Below are 15,657 nucleotides of genomic sequence, written 5' to 3' on the forward strand. Positions count from 1 at the left end.
TATTATGTGCGATTATGAAACCCTGGCTCTCCGCTACAGCCGCATCTATCTGCGTTTCCACCGGCTTCTGGACCGGCGGATGGCCGCGCAAGGGGCTTCGCTGGCGCGCACCAAGATGCTGCACTTCATTGCCAACAATGCGCCGGTTCGTGCCGCCGATGTCGCCGACTGGTTCGACCTGGCCCCCCGCACGGTGACGCAGGCGATCGACACGATGGAGCGCGACTTGCTGGTGGTGCGCGTGCCCGACCCCGACGACCGGCGGGCGAAGCGGCTCGATATCACCGATCATGGGCGGCAGGTGCTGCGCCAGACCGAGCCGCTGCGTCGAACGCTGATCGCTCAGGCCTTCGGTTTGCTGAGCGATGAGGAAGTCGGGCAGTTCGCGCGAATCCTCGACAAGATGGAACAGGCGATCGAGGGTTCGCCCGAAAATCAGAACCGCGATCAGATCCTCTCGCCATAGAAACGCAGCGCGGCGGGGGGATCGCTGGGCCGCCCGCCCTGCGCCACCACATGCGCGGCACGGACGGCGGCGCCCAGACTGCCTGCGCGAAACGGCTTGGCGATGCAGCCGATGACCAGCGGATGGCCGCCGCGCTCGGGGCAGTTGCCGCTCAGGAAGATGCAGGGAATGCCGCGATCTGCGAGCAGTTGTGCGGCGGTCAGCCCGCTATCGCCATCGGCCAGCTTCACGTCGCAAAGCGCAAGGTCGGGCCGCTCCTCATCAACCAGCGCCATGGCGGCGGAGACGGTGTCGGCAATGCCGATCACGCGGTGACCGTGCAGCGTCAATGCGTCCTCGACCAGCATGGCGACCAGCGCCTCATCCTCGATAATCAGGAGGTTCAGCGGGGTTTCGTCGCCGCGATCGTCATCGACCAGTTCGTTAGGACGCGAGGCGAGCCCCATATGCGCCGCCGTCATGCGGCATGACCAAGATCAGGCACCCATCATCCTCGTTCGTCAACGTCGCGCGCAACTGATGGCAAAGCCTCGCCACCAATCGATCTCGGTCGACCACTTCGGCGATACGTCCCCATCCGATCGCCTCAAACGAGATACGGAGCATTTCGTTCCCCGGCGCACTGTTCACCGTGAAGACGATGCGTGGCACCCCCGCACCCTGCGCCATCAGCGCGTCGAGCAGCAGTGCGGCCGCCACCGCGCGTTCGATCGGCACCGAGACCGGACTGTCGACCGTGATCGGCACATTGCCGGTCTCGCCGCGTAACTGCGCGATCACGTCGCCGAACAGCGCGGGCAGGTCGACCAGCCCCGTATCGGCGGTGGCGTAGAGCGGCCGGTGCGCGCTCGCCAGCACCTGCAACCGTTCGGCCGCCCGCATCAGCGCTCGGCGCGTGCCGGTATCGGGGGCCTCCCGCCCCTCATGCGAGACGAGACCGATCGCCACTTGCAGCGCGTTGCGGACCCGGTGGTTCAGCTCGGCCAGCAACTGCGCCTGGGTATCGAGCCCGCGCCGCAGCGCCTCCTCGATCCGCAACCGGTGCTGCGCCAGTGCGGCATAATGGCAGAGTAGCAGCAACAAGCGCCGCTCCTCCTGGTCGAACGGCCGCGCCGCACGCCGCCCGAAGCCGAGCGTGCCCAACAACTCGTCCCCGTGCAGCAACGGCATGCACAGATAGACCTGCACGCCCAGCGACCGGACGAACCCCGTCCGCTCCTCACCGCTGGTCTGGATATCGGTCAGGTGCAGCGTACGCCGCTCGCGCATCGCCTGACCGCAGGCGGAGGGGCCGATGTCCAGACCGGCCGCCGCCTGCCACTCGGCCCGGGTCAGGCCGCCAGCGGCCTCCAGCCGGACGGCATCGCCGTCGCGGCGAAAATGGAAAAAGACGTCGAGATGGAGTTCGTCGCGGATCAGCGCGAACAGCGAGTCGATCATCGCACCGGGATCATCCGCCGCCATCAGCCGGTCGGTCGCCGCCGCCACGAGCGACAGATAGCGCTGCGCATCGGCAGGGCTGGCCGCAGCCGTTCCGATCGCTTCGCCGGGCAGCGGCAAAGGCGGGAATGAAGGTGGTGGGAGAGCCACGGAGGTCAGAGTAACGCTACCGGCCCGTGGCTCCAAGGGGTGTTTCGGATAAATCCGTGGGGCGGGAGGTCATCCCGCCCCAAACGGGTCAGCGCGCCGCCACCGCCGACTGGTCGAGCGGCACGACCGGCAGCCAGACGCGGCTGGCATTGGCGCCGCCGCGCTCCAGCGTGATCGTCGCCTTCCGGTAATCGCCCGCCTTGGCCGTGAAGATATTGGGCACGAAGGTCTGCGGATTGCGATCGTAGAGCGGGAACAGGCTGGACTGGACCTGGACCATGATCCGGTGCCCCGGTTGGAACACATGGTTCACGGTCGGTAGGCGGAACTTATATTCCTGCACCTTGCCCGCCGGAATGGCCGTGGGGTTGGAGAAGCTGTTGCGATAGCGGCCGCGGAAGACGTCGAGGCTGATCGGCAGTTCATAGCCGCCCATCTTTTCGTCGATCGCGTTTTCGGACGGGTAGACGTCGATGATCTTCACCACGAAATCGCCGTCCGTCCCGGTCGTGCGCGCGAACAGGTCGGCGATTGGCGCACCGGACACCCGCACCGCCTTGGTCAGGACCGGGGTCGTATAGGTCACGACATCGGTCCGCCCATCGACATGGCGCTGGTCGCTGACCAGCCAGTCGCCCCAGCGGCCGTCGTTGAAGTTCACCGGGCGCGACAGATGCGGGACCGGATTGGCGGGATCGGAGACATAGGCATCCGCCCCCGTCCCCGGCTTGTCGAAGCTCAACCCCTTGTCCTCCGCCAGATAGAGCGGGGTCAGCGGCGCGGCGCACCCGCTCTGGCAGGCGAGCGGCCACTGGGTCAGCTTGTCCCAGTGATTCTCCCCGGTGTTGTAGATGGCGGCGCTGGGCAGGTTGGCGGGCGCGCCGTCCTTCAGATACTGGTTGAACAGCGGTAGGACCATCTCCTCGCGGAACTGCTTGGCGGTGTCGCCATTCCACTGGAACGGCCCCAGGCTGGTGCCGGTGCGGTTGATCTGGCTGTGCCGCCACGGGCCCATCACCAGGAAATTGTTGCCCAGCTTGCCCTTGGCCTTCAGCGCTTCCCAGGCGGTGATGGCGCCGTACATATCCTCCTGGTCCCACAGCCCCTGTTCCCAGATGGTCGGCACGTTGGAGGGGTTGGCCGCGAGCAGCTTGTCCAGCGCCTGACCCTGCCAGTAGAAGTCATAGGCCGGATGCTGCACCACGCGCTGCCACATGGGCAGTTGGTCATAGCCCGACTTCTTCGCCCAGTCGTTCGCCGAGCCGTAGCGGAAATTCTCGTAATCGTCGTAGCCGCCGCTGGACGGCGCCTTGCCCTCGCCCTTGTAGCCGGTTTGCGACCCGATCCAGCCGATATTGGCGAGGCGGAACGCGCCGTAATGGAACCAGTCGTCGCCCATCCAGCCGTCGATCATCGGGCTTTCGGGCGCGGCGACCTTCAGCGCGGGGTGTGGGTTCAGCAGCGCCATGACGACCGTAAAGCCCTCATAGGACGACCCGATCATGCCGACGCGGCCATTGGATTCGGGCAGGTTCGCCTTGTTCACCAGCCAGTCGATCGTGTCATAGGCGTCGGTGACGTGATCGACCTTGGTCGCGTTCAGCGGACCGATGACGGGACGCGTCACGACATAGTCGCCCTCCGAGCCGTACTTGCCGCGAATATCCTGATAGACGCGGATATAGCCCGCCTTGACGAACGCCTCGTCGGCGAGCGGCAGCGCCTCGATCATCTTCGTGCTGTCCGACCGCTTGGCCCGGCCAGCCGCATTATAGGGCGTGCGCGTCAGGACGATCGGGGCGTTCACCGCACCCTTTGGCACGACGATGACGGTGTACAGCTTGGTGCCGTCGCGCATCGGGATCATGATCTCGCGCTTGTCGTAATCCCGCTCCGCGACATTGGTCGGCGGCGTGAAGCGGGCGGGAATGTCGCCGACCGTGGAGTCGGTGACGACCTTCACGGGTGACGGGTCAGCCGCGGGCACCTGTTGCGCGGTGGCGGGCGTCAGGACGGCGAGCGCGCTGGCGGCGAGCAGAAACGGGCGAAAACGCATGGAAAAACGGACCCCCTCATGGATCGGTGGATGCCGCATCGTGCCGCGACATGGGGTCGGGAGCAACTGGCGGCGATCATGATACATGGTATCATTTGGAGTGCAACCAAGGCACATGTCTCGCCTTGCGCTTCCCTTTCGGCGCATCGCCCCATAATATGGTCAGACAACAACGGGGTGCGGCCCCGCGATCCGGGGAGGACCCTACCGAGTGACGACCTTGAAGCGGCGCGGCCCCGCCCATAGTGCCTTGGCGCGGGACATCGGTGTCGCCATCGTGACCGGCCGCATCCCCACCGGATCGACCCTGCCCGGCGAAGTCGAGATCGCCGAACAACGCGGCATATCACGCTCCGTGGTGCGCGAGGCGCTGCGGATGCTGTCCGCCAAGGGGCTGGTGGTCAGCAAGCCCAAGGCAGGCACGCGGGTGCGCGAGCGGCTGGAATGGAATCTGCTCGATCCCGAACTGCTCGCCTGGATGTTCGAGGGCGAGCCGCCCGCCGGTTTCGTCACCAGCCTGTTTCAGCTCCGCCTGATCGTCGAACCCGCCGCCGCCGAACTGGCCGCCCTCAAGCGCGACACGCGCCAGCTGTCGCGCATGGGCGCTGCGCTGGAGGCGATGGGCGAACATGGCCTCCATACCGAACAGGGCCGCGCCGCCGACCAGCTGTTCCACAACATCATCCTGGAGGCGACGGGCAACGAACTGCTGATCAGCCTGTCGGGCAGCATCGGCGCGGCGGTCCGCTGGACCACGCTCTACAAGCACCGCAGCGCCAAGCTGCCCCGCGACTCCATGCCCGAACACCGCCAGCTGTTCGCCGCCATCGCCGACGCCGATGCGTCGGCGGCACGCGCCGCGACCATCGTGCTGGTCGAGCAGGCCCGAGAGGATACGGAACGCGCGCTGACGTCCTGACCCTTCGGGACCATGTCGAAGGGGTGTCGCATGTCACAAGCTGACGGCGGCGCCGGTCGTCGCCAACCCTCTCCTCGCCCGGAAAGCCGCTACTCGCCCTCGCCGGTCTTCCGGCCCGGCCCGAACTCGGTCCGCAGGCCGAAGCCGCCGCCCTTTTGAAAACCGAACGAAACGCCCGGCGCAATCTGGATACGCAAGGGGCGGGACAACATGCCGTCGGCCGACGGTGGCGGCGGCATTGGCCCAAGGCGGAACCGCGCATCGTCCCTTCGCCCGCAAACCACGACATCGTCATCGGTCGGCCCGATAGTGCAAGGGCGTCGAATCAGGACGACCGGGCCTACCATTGCGGAGGCTTCCCGCTTCACGGGCGCGGCATCGGGAATTGACGCAACCTGCTCGACCGGGATCATCGGCTCGCTCCTTGTCTATCCTACCCGTGAACGCGCGCAAAGCCAGGGCAGCGCCGCGACGGCCGCCCGACCGTCCGGCATCAAGAATAAACGCTGCTACTTCCGGGGTTGGACAACGGGGTCCTTAACGACCAGCCGCAGATAATCGCGGCGATAACCCTTCAGCGCTTCGGACATGCAATGGAAACTGGGCTGATCGTCGGGCGCAGCGTCACGCTCCGCCAATGGCACCAGATAGTCGCCATAAGGCAGCTTGCCGGTTCGCGAATAATGGACGCCCAGCGATCTCACATGGCATTTCGCCGCCGCACGAGCGAGCGCACGGTTGGTCAGCACCGGCTTTTCGCGGGGCGTGGTGGCACAACCCGCCACCAATAGACAGGCCACCACACTCCATCCCGTCGCGTTCATCTCGCCCCCTCCGATCAGTCGAAAGTCTTAGCCGCCCGTGGGAGGCGACATGTCCCCGGACGCCTTCCGCCCCCATCGCGGACGACGCCAGCCCCGCTTGCGCGCGATACGACGCACAAGCAGCCACAGCCCACCGCCAACCGCCAACCAGGGCAGCGCGGCCACGATGACCGCGATCATCGCCGCCAGGCTGTTCGCCAGCGTGTCGCCCGCCGACCGAAGACTTTTGAGGATGACGCCCCGCGATTCCGGCGGATCATTGTAAAAATAGTTGATCGTCACCGGCGACATGGCGACGCGCTGCGCCAGGCTGGCCTGTTCCTGCCGCGCCGCATCCAGCTCTTCCTGCGTGGTCGCATAGGCGCGTTCGGCCTGCACCAGTTCACCGACATTGCCCTTGGCCGAGCGGATGATCGTCAGCAATCGCTCAGCCAACGCCTGTTTGGCGCGGACCTTGGCATTCGCGTCGATCACCTGCCGCGTCACATCCTCCGCCGTGGATTCTCGCTCGGACAGCCGTGCGCCGCCCGCCTTCGCCAAAGCGTCGAGGCGCCGGTTGAATTGCGTCGCGAGGCGCGCATCGACCAGTAGCATCGCCTCATCGACGGTAGCGACACCGGCAGCGGCCGCATCGCCACCGACGCCGGGCGCATGCAGGGTCGAGCGTACCACCAGACAGCGGGCATTGCCGAGACGGCGACACAAAGTGAGTTGATCACCCTGCACCTTGGCAACCGTCGGCCGATCGAAAACATAGGAAACGGTATAGCTATAGGCGATCTGCAATCCGGCGGCCGCCGTCGCCGGAGCCGAGTCCGGCTCTTGGACGTCGAAGGCCTCGAGCTTCTCGGTTGTCTTGCGAATGGGCGCCTGATCGCAAGACACCAGACATGCCGCCGCCAGCACTGGCGCGATCGTTCGCCTCATGACTCACCCCCCGTTGACCCAGGTCAGGGTCACCCGGTTCCCCGCCAGCGTCAAGCCTATCCCACAGCCTCGAACACAAAGGCCGTGCCGACGAAATCCCCCTTCAGCGGCGCACGCAAGCCCCGGTTCATCCAATAGGCCCCCGATGCCCGCTCCGGCACACCCGCGGGTCGGGCCGATCCGTCAAGCATCCGCACCGTATAGACCCGTGCCGGGTCCAGCCCCTGCGCGTGGATGGCGGCGGGATTGTCGCGCCACATCGACGAATGCAGCATCTGGAACATCACCGCCTGCCTTTTGTCCTGCCCGACATACATGGTCGCCGAGGTCGCATCGTCGCCGCTGGGCGACTCCAGGCGATAGAGCGCGCCGCGCTGCACCGTCTCGCGGATGGTCTTATAGGCCGCGACCCATTTGCGTGCAGTGGCGAAGTCCGCGTCCGCCCATTTGTCCAGGTTCGCGCCGATCCCCAGCCCGCCCTGCATCGACGACAGGAAACGATAATCCAGGCTGGTCACGCGCGTGTTCGCCCAATTGGGGCTGTCCGTGACCCAGGCCATCATCACCGCCACCGGATAGGCGCGGGTAAAACCGTCCTGGATGGTCAGCCGGTCGGCCGGATCGGTATTGTCCGAGGGCCAGACCTCATCGGTCAGCCCGATGATGCCCAGGTCCACCCGACCACCGCCGCCGGAACACGCCTCGATCTCCAGCTTCGGATGCCGCCGCCGCAGCTCGGACAGGATGAAATAGAGGTTGCGGACATAATCGACATAGACGCGCTGCTGGTCGGCGACCGGCCGTTCGGGCCAGCCCGCCTCGGTCCAGTTGCGGTTATAGTCCCATTTCAGGAAGGCGATGTCGTTGTCGCTGACCAGCTTGTCGAGCACGCTCAGCAGGTGATCGCGGACATCGGCGCGCGCGAGGTTCAGGACCAACTGGTTGCGCCCCTCGGTGCGCGGCCGGTCGGGGAAGTTCAACACCCAGTCGGGATGCGCGCGGTAGAGGTCGCTGTCGACATTGACCATCTCCGGCTCGACCCATAGGCCAAAGTCCATGCCCAGCCCCTTCACCCGGTCGATCAGGGGTTTGAGGCCATTGGGGAATTTGGTCGGGTTGACGGTCCAGTCGCCTAAGCCGGCCTTGTCGTTGTTGCGTGCGCCGAACCAGCCGTCATCGACCACGAACCGCTCGACGCCGATCTTCGCCGCCTTTTCGGCCAGCGCCATCTGCCCCGCCTCGGTCACGTCGAAGGCGGTGGCCTCCCAGCTATTGTAGAGGACCGGGCGCAGCCGCGCCTTGGTCCCGTGCGGCAGGATGTTGGCGACCTCGAACTTGTGGAAGGTGCGCGAGGCCCCGCCCAGCCCGTCGCCGGAATAGCCCGCATAGAAGACCGGCGTGTCGAGCGTCTCGCCCGGCTTCAGCGTCCAGGAGAAGTCGTAAGGATTGTATCCGCCCGCGATCCGCACCCGGCCCAGATTGTCGGACGCCACGCTGATCCGGAACGAGCCCGACCAGGCCAGCGCACCATACCAGACCGGCCCATGCTCCTCACTGGTCAGGCCTTCGCGGCCGATCGCGAACCAGGGATTGTTGCCATGGCCGGTCGATCCGCGACGGCTTTCCAATATGGTCGCGGCGGCCTCGACCGGCACCGTCTTCCGGGTCCATTCGGCGGCGTGGCGGCCGGTCAGATAATGAAGCCGGTAATCGTCGCCGACCGGCAGCGAGAGGACCGCCGCCGCCAGCTGGTCGACACGCACCGGCCTGGCATCGCCGTTCCGAACCTTGGCCGAGCGCGCGATGATGCCCGTCGCGGGGTCGATCGTATAGGTCAGGGTGACGAATAGCGGTTGCCGGATATCGGCCAGCTCGACGGTCAGCGTCTCTCCGCTGGCCTTGTGGCTGCGATATTTCAGGACGAGGTCACGATTGCCGTCGGCGAACAGCGCCTTGACGCCCGGCTCGCTGACCAGCCCCTCGCCCTGCCCCGGATATTCCTGAAGCGTGACCGATCCGGCGGGGTCAAAGCCGGACAGTTCGCCCGGCGCCTTCAGGACGATCGGGTCGCCCGTCTTGACCGGATCGCCCGAGATCAGCGGATCGCCCTCCGCCAGCGCCGATCCCCAGTAGAGCGGTTGGAGATAGCCCTTCTCGTCCACCCCCATCGCATAGGTGACGCCGCCGCCATCGAGGCGAAACACCTTCGCCCCCGTCGGTGCGGTCACCTTCGCCGAAACCGGCGCCGCCAGCGCAGCCAGACCCACCCCTGCCAGAATCGCATTCCGCCAGCGCATCACACCTCTCCTGCAAACCTTTGCATTAAGTCTGACATAGCGCGGGGCTGTGATGCAAGCGCTTGTTTTAGAAGCTCAAGGCACGGCCAGCGGCCACAGCGTCTTGAGCGGACGACCGGCATCGGCCAGCGCCTCGACCGGCACGGTGGCGCCACCGGCGACCAGCGCCTTACCCTGCACAAAGTCGCGCATCGCATTGACGCAATCGAGCGCGATCACCCGGCCCTGCCGCAGATAGGCGACTGAGAAGCTGCGTGAGGCCGGATCGCCACGCACGATCGTCTGGTCATGCCCCATCGACAGACCGACCGTTTGCAGCTTCAGGTCATATTGGTTCGACCAGAACCAGGGCACGGCATGATAGGCGACCTCGCGCCCCATGATCGTGCGCGCCGCCACCGTCGCCTGATCATGGGCGTTCTGCACCGATTCCAGCCGGATGACGGCACCGTCGGCAAAGTCGTTGGCATGGGCCGCGCAATCGCCGACCGCATAGATATGGGGCAGGCTGGTGCGCCCCTGCGCATCGACCGCCACGCCATTGTCGCCCGCCGCTCCGGCCGCGATCAGGGGCTGGACCGCGGGCACGATGCCGATGCCGACAATCGCCATCTGAGCGGCCAGCACCGTACCGTCTGCCAGCCGGACGCCGCTGATCCGCTCCTCTCCCTCGATACACGCCACGCTCTCGTTGAGCCGCACCGTCACGCCATGCGCACGGTGTTCGGCTTCGTAGAAGCGCGACAGGGCCTCGCCCGCGACACGCGCGAGCACCCGGTCCTGCGCCTCGACGATGGTGACGGCCTTGCCGAACTTGGTCAGCACGGCGGCGGCCTCCAGACCGATATAGCCGCCGCCGATCACCACCACCTGCGCCACATCCGGCAGTTCGGCGATCAGCCGGTCGACATCGGCGCGGCTGCGGACACCGTGCACGCCGGTCAGCTGGTGGCCGTCGCAGCTCAGCCGCCGGGCATGGCCACCCGCCGCCCAGATCAGCGTGCAATAGTCGATCACGATGCCCGCCGCCGTGGTCAGGCACCGCGCCTCGGCATCGACCGCGACGACCTGCTCGCCCAGCCGCAGCGTGATCGCGCGCTCTTCCCAGAAACGCTCGGGGCGGATCAGGGTACGCTCGAACGGCTTGTCCCCGGCCAGATACTCCTTGGACAGCGGCGGGCGCTCATAGGGCGGCCAGTCCTCTTCACCGATCATCGCGATCGTGCCCTCGAACCCTTCCTGACGCAGCGCGATGGCAGCCTGCGCCCCCGCATGGCCGGTGCCGACGATAACGATGTCGTAAGAGGGATTGTGCATATCGGTCATGGCCTATCCTCTAGGATGGATCGGCGGCGGCTGCCAATGACCACGACGCAAATGACCATGACCCAACGACCATGACAAAGCGTTGCAAGTGCGAAAGACCGTCTTCAATCGCGCGACGCTTGCCGCTAGGGGAAAGGGCAAATCCTCAGGAGACACCATGAGCAAGCTGCACCTCGTGTTCGGCGGCCGCGTCAGCGACCCGCAGACCCTCGATTTCGTCGATCCCGCCGGGCTGGAAGTGGTCGGCGTATTCCCCGACTATGCCAGCGCCGAAAAGGCCTGGCGCGCCGCCGCGCAGCGTACCGTCGACGATGCCGAGATGAAGTTCGTGGTGGTGCACCTGCACCGCCTGCTCGAGCCGACGCTCGACTGATTGGGATGGGGGCGGAAGTCTATTCCGCCCTACCTTCCAGAACCCCGTCCGCACCGAGCGAAGTCGAAGTGCACGGGATGCCGCCGATGCTGGGCGAGGTTCAGGCGTGGCCTTCGACTTGGCTCAGGCGGAACGGAGGGTGGGATGAAGTCCCCCTCGCTTCAAGCGTTGCGATAGCGCCACAGCAGCAACGGCTTGGCAAAGACCAGCCCGGCGATGAACCCGCCGATATGCGCGGCGACCGCGATCGCACCCATTCCCATGCCCGCATAGCCGAGCAGCAGCTGGATACCGATCCATCCGGCCGCCAGCCACAGGACATGGGTGAATTCCGCCGACAGTCCGGCGATACCCCGGGTCGCGCGCCGCCGTCCGAACAGCAGCGCATAGGCCCCGACAATGGCAGAGATTGCGCCGCTCGCACCGATCATCGGCATGGGCGAAGCGGGATCGGGAAAATATTGCGCCATCGCGGCGGCATAGGCACCCACGACGTACAGCACCGCGATGCCTCGCGGCCCGAGCGCGCGCTCGGTCTGCGCACCGCAATAGACCAGCATAACCAGATTGAAGGCGATATGCGCGAACCCGCCATGGATCAGCGTCGCGCTGAGCGGGGTCAGCAGCGTCGGCACCGCAAAGCCGAAATCGGGCGGAAGGACCGCCCCCTCGAAGCGCAGGGGTATGAACCCGCCCGCCACCGCCGCATCCGGCACCATGCCGGTGACGATGAGGATCAGCGACACGGCCGCCGTGACGACCGCGATGGCCGTCGTGGCCCGTGCCGCTGTCCAGTTCATCGGGTCAGATGAACTGGATCTTGCTGACGACGTAATAACGGTCGCCCGACGGCACCGTCACCTCGACCTCTTCGTCCAGCTTGCGCCCGATCAGCGCACGGCCGAGCGGCGAGTTGTAGCTGATCCGACCGGTCTTGGCGTCCGCCTCGGTCTGGCCGACGATCTGATACTTGACCGGCTTGTCGTCCTCGTCGAGCAGCGTGACGGTCGCACCGAACACGATCTTGTCGCCCGACAAATCCTTCGGGTCGATGATCTGCGCACGGCTCAGCTTGTCCTCGATGTCGGCGATCGTCGCCTCGACCTGACCCTGCCGTTCCTTGGCCGCATGATATTCGGCGTTTTCGGACAGGTCGCCGTGTGCACGCGCTTCCTCGATCGCGTCGACGATCAGCGGCCGCTCTTCTTTCAGACGCCGCAGGTCCTGGGTGAGCTTGTCATAGCCCTCCTGGAGCATCGGCATCTTTTCGACGGTCGCCATATTCCTAGTCCCCAATTCTTACGCATTCCCGGTACGGACCGCCCTCCCAAACCGGGAGAGCGGCCCGCCAGCACATCATGTTCTCATGTCGGGATCAGTTGTGCGAACGCGAATAGTAGGATTGCAGGGGACGTACTTCAAGACCACGGGTCGCCGACGCCGCAATCGCCTTCGCCGCCTCGACGCTGGCGGGCGCCGTGGTGAAGTAGGGAATCTTCTGGCCGAGCGCGGCTTCGCGGATCGGCTTGGAGTCCTTCAGGCTCTGCCACCCCTCGGTCGTGTTAAAGATCAGGGTGATGCCGCCGTCCTTGATCCGGTCGACGATATGCGGCCGTCCTTGCGCCACCTTGTTGATCTTCTCGACCGTGACGCCTGCACGGTCGAGATAATCGGCGGTGCCACCGGTCGCGACGATCGCGAAGCCCGCTTCCGACAGCATCCGGGCGGCGGGAACGATCTGTTCCTTGTCGCCGTCCTTCACGCTGATGAAGACCGCGCCTTCGGTCGGCAGCACGGTGCCCGCCCCCAGCTGCGACTTGGCGAAGGCGGTGGTGAAGTCGGGGTCGATGCCCATGACTTCGCCCGTGGACTTCATTTCGGGCGACAGCACCGGATCGACACCGGGGAAGCGCGCGAAGGGGAAGACCGCTTCCTTGACCGCGTAGTAATCGATATGACGGTCGATCTGCGGCAGGTCGGCCAGCTTCTCGCCCGCCATGACGCGTGCGGCGATCTTGGCGATGGGCGTGCCGATCGCCTTGGCGACGAAGGGCACCGTGCGGCTGGCGCGCGGGTTGACCTCGATCAGATAGACTGTGCCGTCCTTCACCGCGAACTGGATGTTCATCAGGCCGCGCACGTTCAGGCCGCGCGCAAGGGCTTCCGCCTGACGCTCGATCTCTGCGATGATTTCGGCCGACAGGCTGTAGGGCGGCAGCGAGCAGGCCGAGTCGCCCGAATGGACGCCCGCTTCCTCGATATGCTGGAGCACGCCCGCCACGACGACCTGCTCGCCGTCGCAGATCGCGTCCACGTCCACCTCGATCGCGTCACGCAGATACTGGTCGATCAGCACCGGGGCGTCGCCCGACACCTGCACCGCCGTCTGGATATAATCCTCCAGCTGCTGCGGGCCGTCGACGATCTCCATGGCGCGGCCGCCCAGCACGAAGCTGGGGCGCATCAGCACTGGATAGCCGACGCGCTCGGCGACGATCAGCGCTTCCTCGCGGCTGCGCGCGATGCCGTTCTTGGGCTGGTGCAGCTTCAGCTTGTCGACCAGCGCCGCGAACTGCTCGCGGTCCTCGGCCAGGTCGATCGCGTCGGGGCTGGTGCCCAGGATCGGGATACCCGCCGATTCCAGCGCGCGGGCGAGGTTCAGCGGGGTCTGGCCGCCGAACTGCACGATCACGCCGACCAGCTCGCCCTTCGACTTCTCGACGTCCAGGATCGCCAACACGTCCTCGGCGGTCAGCGGCTCGAAATAGAGCCGGTCCGAGGTGTCATAGTCGGTGCTGACCGTTTCCGGGTTGCAGTTGACCATGATCGTCTCATAGCCCGCATCCGCCAGCGCGAAGCAGGCGTGGCAGCAGCAATAGTCGAACTCGATGCCCTGCCCGATCCGGTTCGGACCGCCGCCCAGGATCACGATCTTCTTGCGATCGCTGGGTACCGCCTCGTCCTCGGGCTCGCCGAAGGTCGGGGCTTCGTAGGTCGAGTACATATACGGCGTCTTCGCGTCGAACTCGGCCGCGCAGGTGTCGATCCGCTTGAAGACGGGACGCACGCCCAGCTTCTGGCGATGCTCGCGCACCTCCTGCTCGGTGACACCGCCGGTCATCATCTTGACGACCTCGTGGATCAGGCCAGACCCACGCGCGATGCCGCGATCCATACCGCGCAGGTTCGCCGATTGCAGCGCCAGATAAGCGAGCCGCTTGTCGGAGAAGCCCATCGCCTTCAGGCGGCGCATACCGGCCGCGTCCTGCGGCAGGCCATTCTGCATGACCTCGGCCTCGGCCGCGACGATCTCCGCGATCCGCTCCAGGAACCAGGGATCGTACTTGGCGATCGCATGGACCTCGGCGACGGTGAAGCCTTCGCGCAGCGCCTGGGCGGCGACCAGCAGCCGATCAGGGGTCGCCTTGGCCAGCGCCGCCTCGATCTCGGCACGGGGGGCACCGACCAGATGCTCGACATCGTTGAAGCCGCTGAGGCCGGTTTCCAGACCGCGCAGCGCCTTCTGCATCGACTCGTGGATGTTGCGGCCGATCGCCATGACCTCGCCGACCGACTTCATCGCGGTCGACAGCACCGGCTCCGAACCCTTGAACTTCTCGAAGGCGAAGCGCGGGATCTTGGTGACGACATAGTCGATCGTCGGCTCGAACGAGGCCGGGGTCGCGCCGGTGATGTCGTTCTCGATCTCGTCCAGCGTATAGCCGACCGCCAGCTTGGCCGCGACCTTGGCGATCGGGAAGCCGGTCGCCTTCGACGCCAGCGCGGATGAGCGCGACACGCGCGGGTTCATCTCGATGACGATCAGGCGGCCGTCCTTCGGATTGACCGCGAACTGCACGTTCGAGCCGCCCGTCTCCACGCCGATCTCACGCAGCACCGCCAGGCTGGCGTTGCGCATGATCTGATATTCCTTGTCGGTCAGGGTCAGCGCGGGCGCGACGGTGATCGAGTCGCCGGTGTGGACGCCCATCGGATCGATATTCTCGATCGAGCAGATGATGATGGAATTGTCGTTGCGATCACGCACGACTTCCATCTCATATTCCTTCCAACCGAGGAGCGATTCCTCGATCAGCACCTCGGTCGTCGGCGAGGCGTCGAGCCCGGCGCGGACGATGGCGATGAACTCCTCGCGGTTATACGCGACGCCGCCGCCGGTGCCGCCCAGCGTGAAGCTGGGGCGGATGATGGCGGGAAGGCCGACCTTCTCCAGCCCCGCCAGCGCTTCCGCCTCGGTATGCGCGATCGCCGAGCGGGCCGATTCAAGCCCGATCTTCTCCATCGCGACCTTGAACTTCTGACGGTCCTCGGCCTTGTCGATCGCCTCGGCATCGGCGCCGATCATCTGGACGCCGAACTTCTCCAGCGTGCCGTCATGGAACAGCGCCAGCGCGGTGTTCAGCGCGGTCTGGCCGCCCATGGTCGGCAGGACCGCATCGGGGCGCTCCTTCTCGATGATCTTGGCGACGACGGCGGGCGTGATCGGCTCGACATAGGTCGCGTCGGCCAGCTCGGGATCGGTCATGATCGTCGCCGGGTTCGAATTGACCAGGACGATGCGATAACCCTCTTCCTTCAGGGCCTTGATCGCCTGCGTGCCCGAATAATCGAACTCGCACGCCTGACCGATGACGATCGGGCCAGCGCCGATGACGAGGATGGAGGAGATGTCAGTGCGTTTTGGCATTTGGGCGATGACCATTCAAAAGGGATGCTGGATAAGGGCTATCATCACTGCCGGGCTCAGGAATTTCCTCGCCCAGATAATCGTACCGATAGCCGCGAAGCGCGTCCGTCAGGCAAGCTCGGCTTTCCCCCTCGTCCGATCGGGCTTTGCCGCCCGGCCCCGGAATGCGAT

Annotated in this window: 13 protein-coding genes; 3 read left to right on the forward strand and 10 right to left on the reverse strand. The window is 65.9% G+C overall.

Annotated features, from left to right (window positions below; genetic code table 11):
* Window positions 1-4 precede the first annotated feature (4 nt).
* Window positions 5-466, forward strand: a complete 462-nt coding sequence (locus GGQ89_RS12800; RefSeq protein WP_184106068.1) for a MarR family winged helix-turn-helix transcriptional regulator — start codon at window positions 5-7, stop codon at window positions 464-466.
* Here GGQ89_RS12800 and GGQ89_RS12805 read toward each other — a convergent pair.
* The 3 genes from GGQ89_RS12805 to GGQ89_RS12815 form a co-directional block, all read right to left on the reverse strand.
* Window positions 448-912 carry a response regulator gene (locus GGQ89_RS12805; protein WP_184106069.1) on the reverse strand — a complete coding sequence of 155 codons (465 nt, stop codon included), beginning with the start codon at window positions 910-912 and terminating at the stop codon, window positions 448-450. The two genes, GGQ89_RS12800 and GGQ89_RS12805, sit on opposite strands and share 19 nt — an antisense overlap.
* Complete coding sequence (locus GGQ89_RS12810) at window positions 890-2,056, reverse strand: GAF domain-containing protein (RefSeq protein WP_184106070.1); 1,167 nt, start codon at window positions 2,054-2,056, stop codon at window positions 890-892. The genes GGQ89_RS12805 and GGQ89_RS12810 overlap by 23 nt, the downstream gene beginning before the upstream one ends.
* A gap of 88 nt (window positions 2,057-2,144) precedes the next feature.
* Complete coding sequence (locus GGQ89_RS12815; RefSeq protein WP_184106071.1) at window positions 2,145-4,112, reverse strand: CocE/NonD family hydrolase; 1,968 nt, start codon at window positions 4,110-4,112, stop codon at window positions 2,145-2,147.
* A 211-nt stretch (window positions 4,113-4,323) separates the two neighbouring features.
* On the opposite strand from GGQ89_RS12815, the gene GGQ89_RS12820 reads away from it, so the two are divergent.
* Entirely contained in the window at window positions 4,324-5,031 is a 708-nt protein-coding gene (locus GGQ89_RS12820; RefSeq protein WP_184106072.1) for an FCD domain-containing protein, read from the forward strand.
* Window positions 5,032-5,540: 509 nt separating this feature from the next.
* On the opposite strand, the gene GGQ89_RS12825 is transcribed toward GGQ89_RS12820, so the two are convergent.
* The 4 genes from GGQ89_RS12825 to GGQ89_RS12840 form a co-directional block, all read right to left on the reverse strand.
* Window positions 5,541-5,855, reverse strand: coding sequence for a hypothetical protein (locus GGQ89_RS12825; protein ID WP_184106073.1), 315 nt, complete (start codon window positions 5,853-5,855; stop codon window positions 5,541-5,543).
* A gap of 27 nt (window positions 5,856-5,882) precedes the next feature.
* Window positions 5,883-6,782, reverse strand: a complete 900-nt coding sequence (locus GGQ89_RS12830; RefSeq protein WP_184106074.1) for a DUF4349 domain-containing protein — start codon at window positions 6,780-6,782, stop codon at window positions 5,883-5,885.
* A gap of 56 nt (window positions 6,783-6,838) precedes the next feature.
* Complete coding sequence (locus GGQ89_RS12835) at window positions 6,839-9,079, reverse strand: alpha-galactosidase (RefSeq protein ID WP_184106075.1); 2,241 nt, start codon at window positions 9,077-9,079, stop codon at window positions 6,839-6,841.
* Window positions 9,080-9,154: 75 nt separating this feature from the next.
* A complete protein-coding gene (locus tag GGQ89_RS12840; protein ID WP_184106076.1) occupies window positions 9,155-10,405 on the reverse strand; it encodes an NAD(P)/FAD-dependent oxidoreductase in 1,251 nt (416 codons plus the stop codon).
* Window positions 10,406-10,562: 157 nt separating this feature from the next.
* Here GGQ89_RS12840 and GGQ89_RS12845 point away from each other — a divergent pair, with 157 nt between their 5' ends.
* Entirely contained in the window at window positions 10,563-10,778 is a 216-nt protein-coding gene (locus GGQ89_RS12845) for a DUF4170 domain-containing protein (RefSeq protein WP_056433879.1), read from the forward strand.
* A gap of 161 nt (window positions 10,779-10,939) precedes the next feature.
* Here the strand turns inward: GGQ89_RS12845 and GGQ89_RS12850 are convergent, their stop codons facing one another.
* The 3 genes from GGQ89_RS12850 to carB form a co-directional block, all read right to left on the reverse strand.
* Window positions 10,940-11,578, reverse strand: coding sequence for a rhomboid family intramembrane serine protease (locus tag GGQ89_RS12850; RefSeq protein ID WP_184106077.1), 639 nt, complete (start codon window positions 11,576-11,578; stop codon window positions 10,940-10,942).
* 4 nt (window positions 11,579-11,582) lie between these two features.
* Window positions 11,583-12,059, reverse strand: coding sequence for a transcription elongation factor GreA (gene greA, locus GGQ89_RS12855; RefSeq protein ID WP_184106078.1), 477 nt, complete (start codon window positions 12,057-12,059; stop codon window positions 11,583-11,585).
* A 94-nt stretch (window positions 12,060-12,153) separates the two neighbouring features.
* Window positions 12,154-15,486: a carbamoyl-phosphate synthase large subunit gene (gene carB, locus GGQ89_RS12860; protein ID WP_184106079.1), complete on the reverse strand. Its 3,333-nt coding sequence runs from the start codon at window positions 15,484-15,486 to the stop codon at window positions 12,154-12,156.
* Window positions 15,487-15,657: the final 171 nt, after the last annotated feature.

It is taken from the genome of Sphingomonas yabuuchiae (genome assembly GCF_014199595.1).
Taxonomy (GTDB): domain Bacteria; phylum Pseudomonadota; class Alphaproteobacteria; order Sphingomonadales; family Sphingomonadaceae; genus Sphingomonas; species Sphingomonas yabuuchiae.

What these genes read in the sequence shown, in the direction of transcription:
- GGQ89_RS12800 (WP_184106068.1), top strand. Translation starts at nt 5, where the DNA reads ATGTGCGATTATGAAACCCTGGCTCTCCGCTACAGCCGCATCTATCTG.
- GGQ89_RS12805 (WP_184106069.1), bottom strand. Translation starts at nt 912, where the DNA reads ATGGGGCTCGCCTCGCGTCCTAACGAACTGGTCGATGACGATCGCGGC.
- GGQ89_RS12815 (WP_184106071.1), bottom strand. Translation starts at nt 4,112, where the DNA reads ATGCGTTTTCGCCCGTTTCTGCTCGCCGCCAGCGCGCTCGCCGTCCTG.
- GGQ89_RS12825 (WP_184106073.1), bottom strand. Translation starts at nt 5,855, where the DNA reads ATGAACGCGACGGGATGGAGTGTGGTGGCCTGTCTATTGGTGGCGGGT.
- GGQ89_RS12830 (WP_184106074.1), bottom strand. Translation starts at nt 6,782, where the DNA reads ATGAGGCGAACGATCGCGCCAGTGCTGGCGGCGGCATGTCTGGTGTCT.
- GGQ89_RS12835 (WP_184106075.1), bottom strand. Translation starts at nt 9,079, where the DNA reads ATGCGCTGGCGGAATGCGATTCTGGCAGGGGTGGGTCTGGCTGCGCTG.
- GGQ89_RS12840 (WP_184106076.1), bottom strand. Translation starts at nt 10,405, where the DNA reads ATGACCGATATGCACAATCCCTCTTACGACATCGTTATCGTCGGCACC.
- GGQ89_RS12845 (WP_056433879.1), top strand. Translation starts at nt 10,563, where the DNA reads ATGAGCAAGCTGCACCTCGTGTTCGGCGGCCGCGTCAGCGACCCGCAG.
- GGQ89_RS12850 (WP_184106077.1), bottom strand. Translation starts at nt 11,578, where the DNA reads ATGAACTGGACAGCGGCACGGGCCACGACGGCCATCGCGGTCGTCACG.
- greA (WP_184106078.1), bottom strand. Translation starts at nt 12,059, where the DNA reads ATGGCGACCGTCGAAAAGATGCCGATGCTCCAGGAGGGCTATGACAAG.
- carB (WP_184106079.1), bottom strand. Translation starts at nt 15,486, where the DNA reads ATGCCAAAACGCACTGACATCTCCTCCATCCTCGTCATCGGCGCTGGC.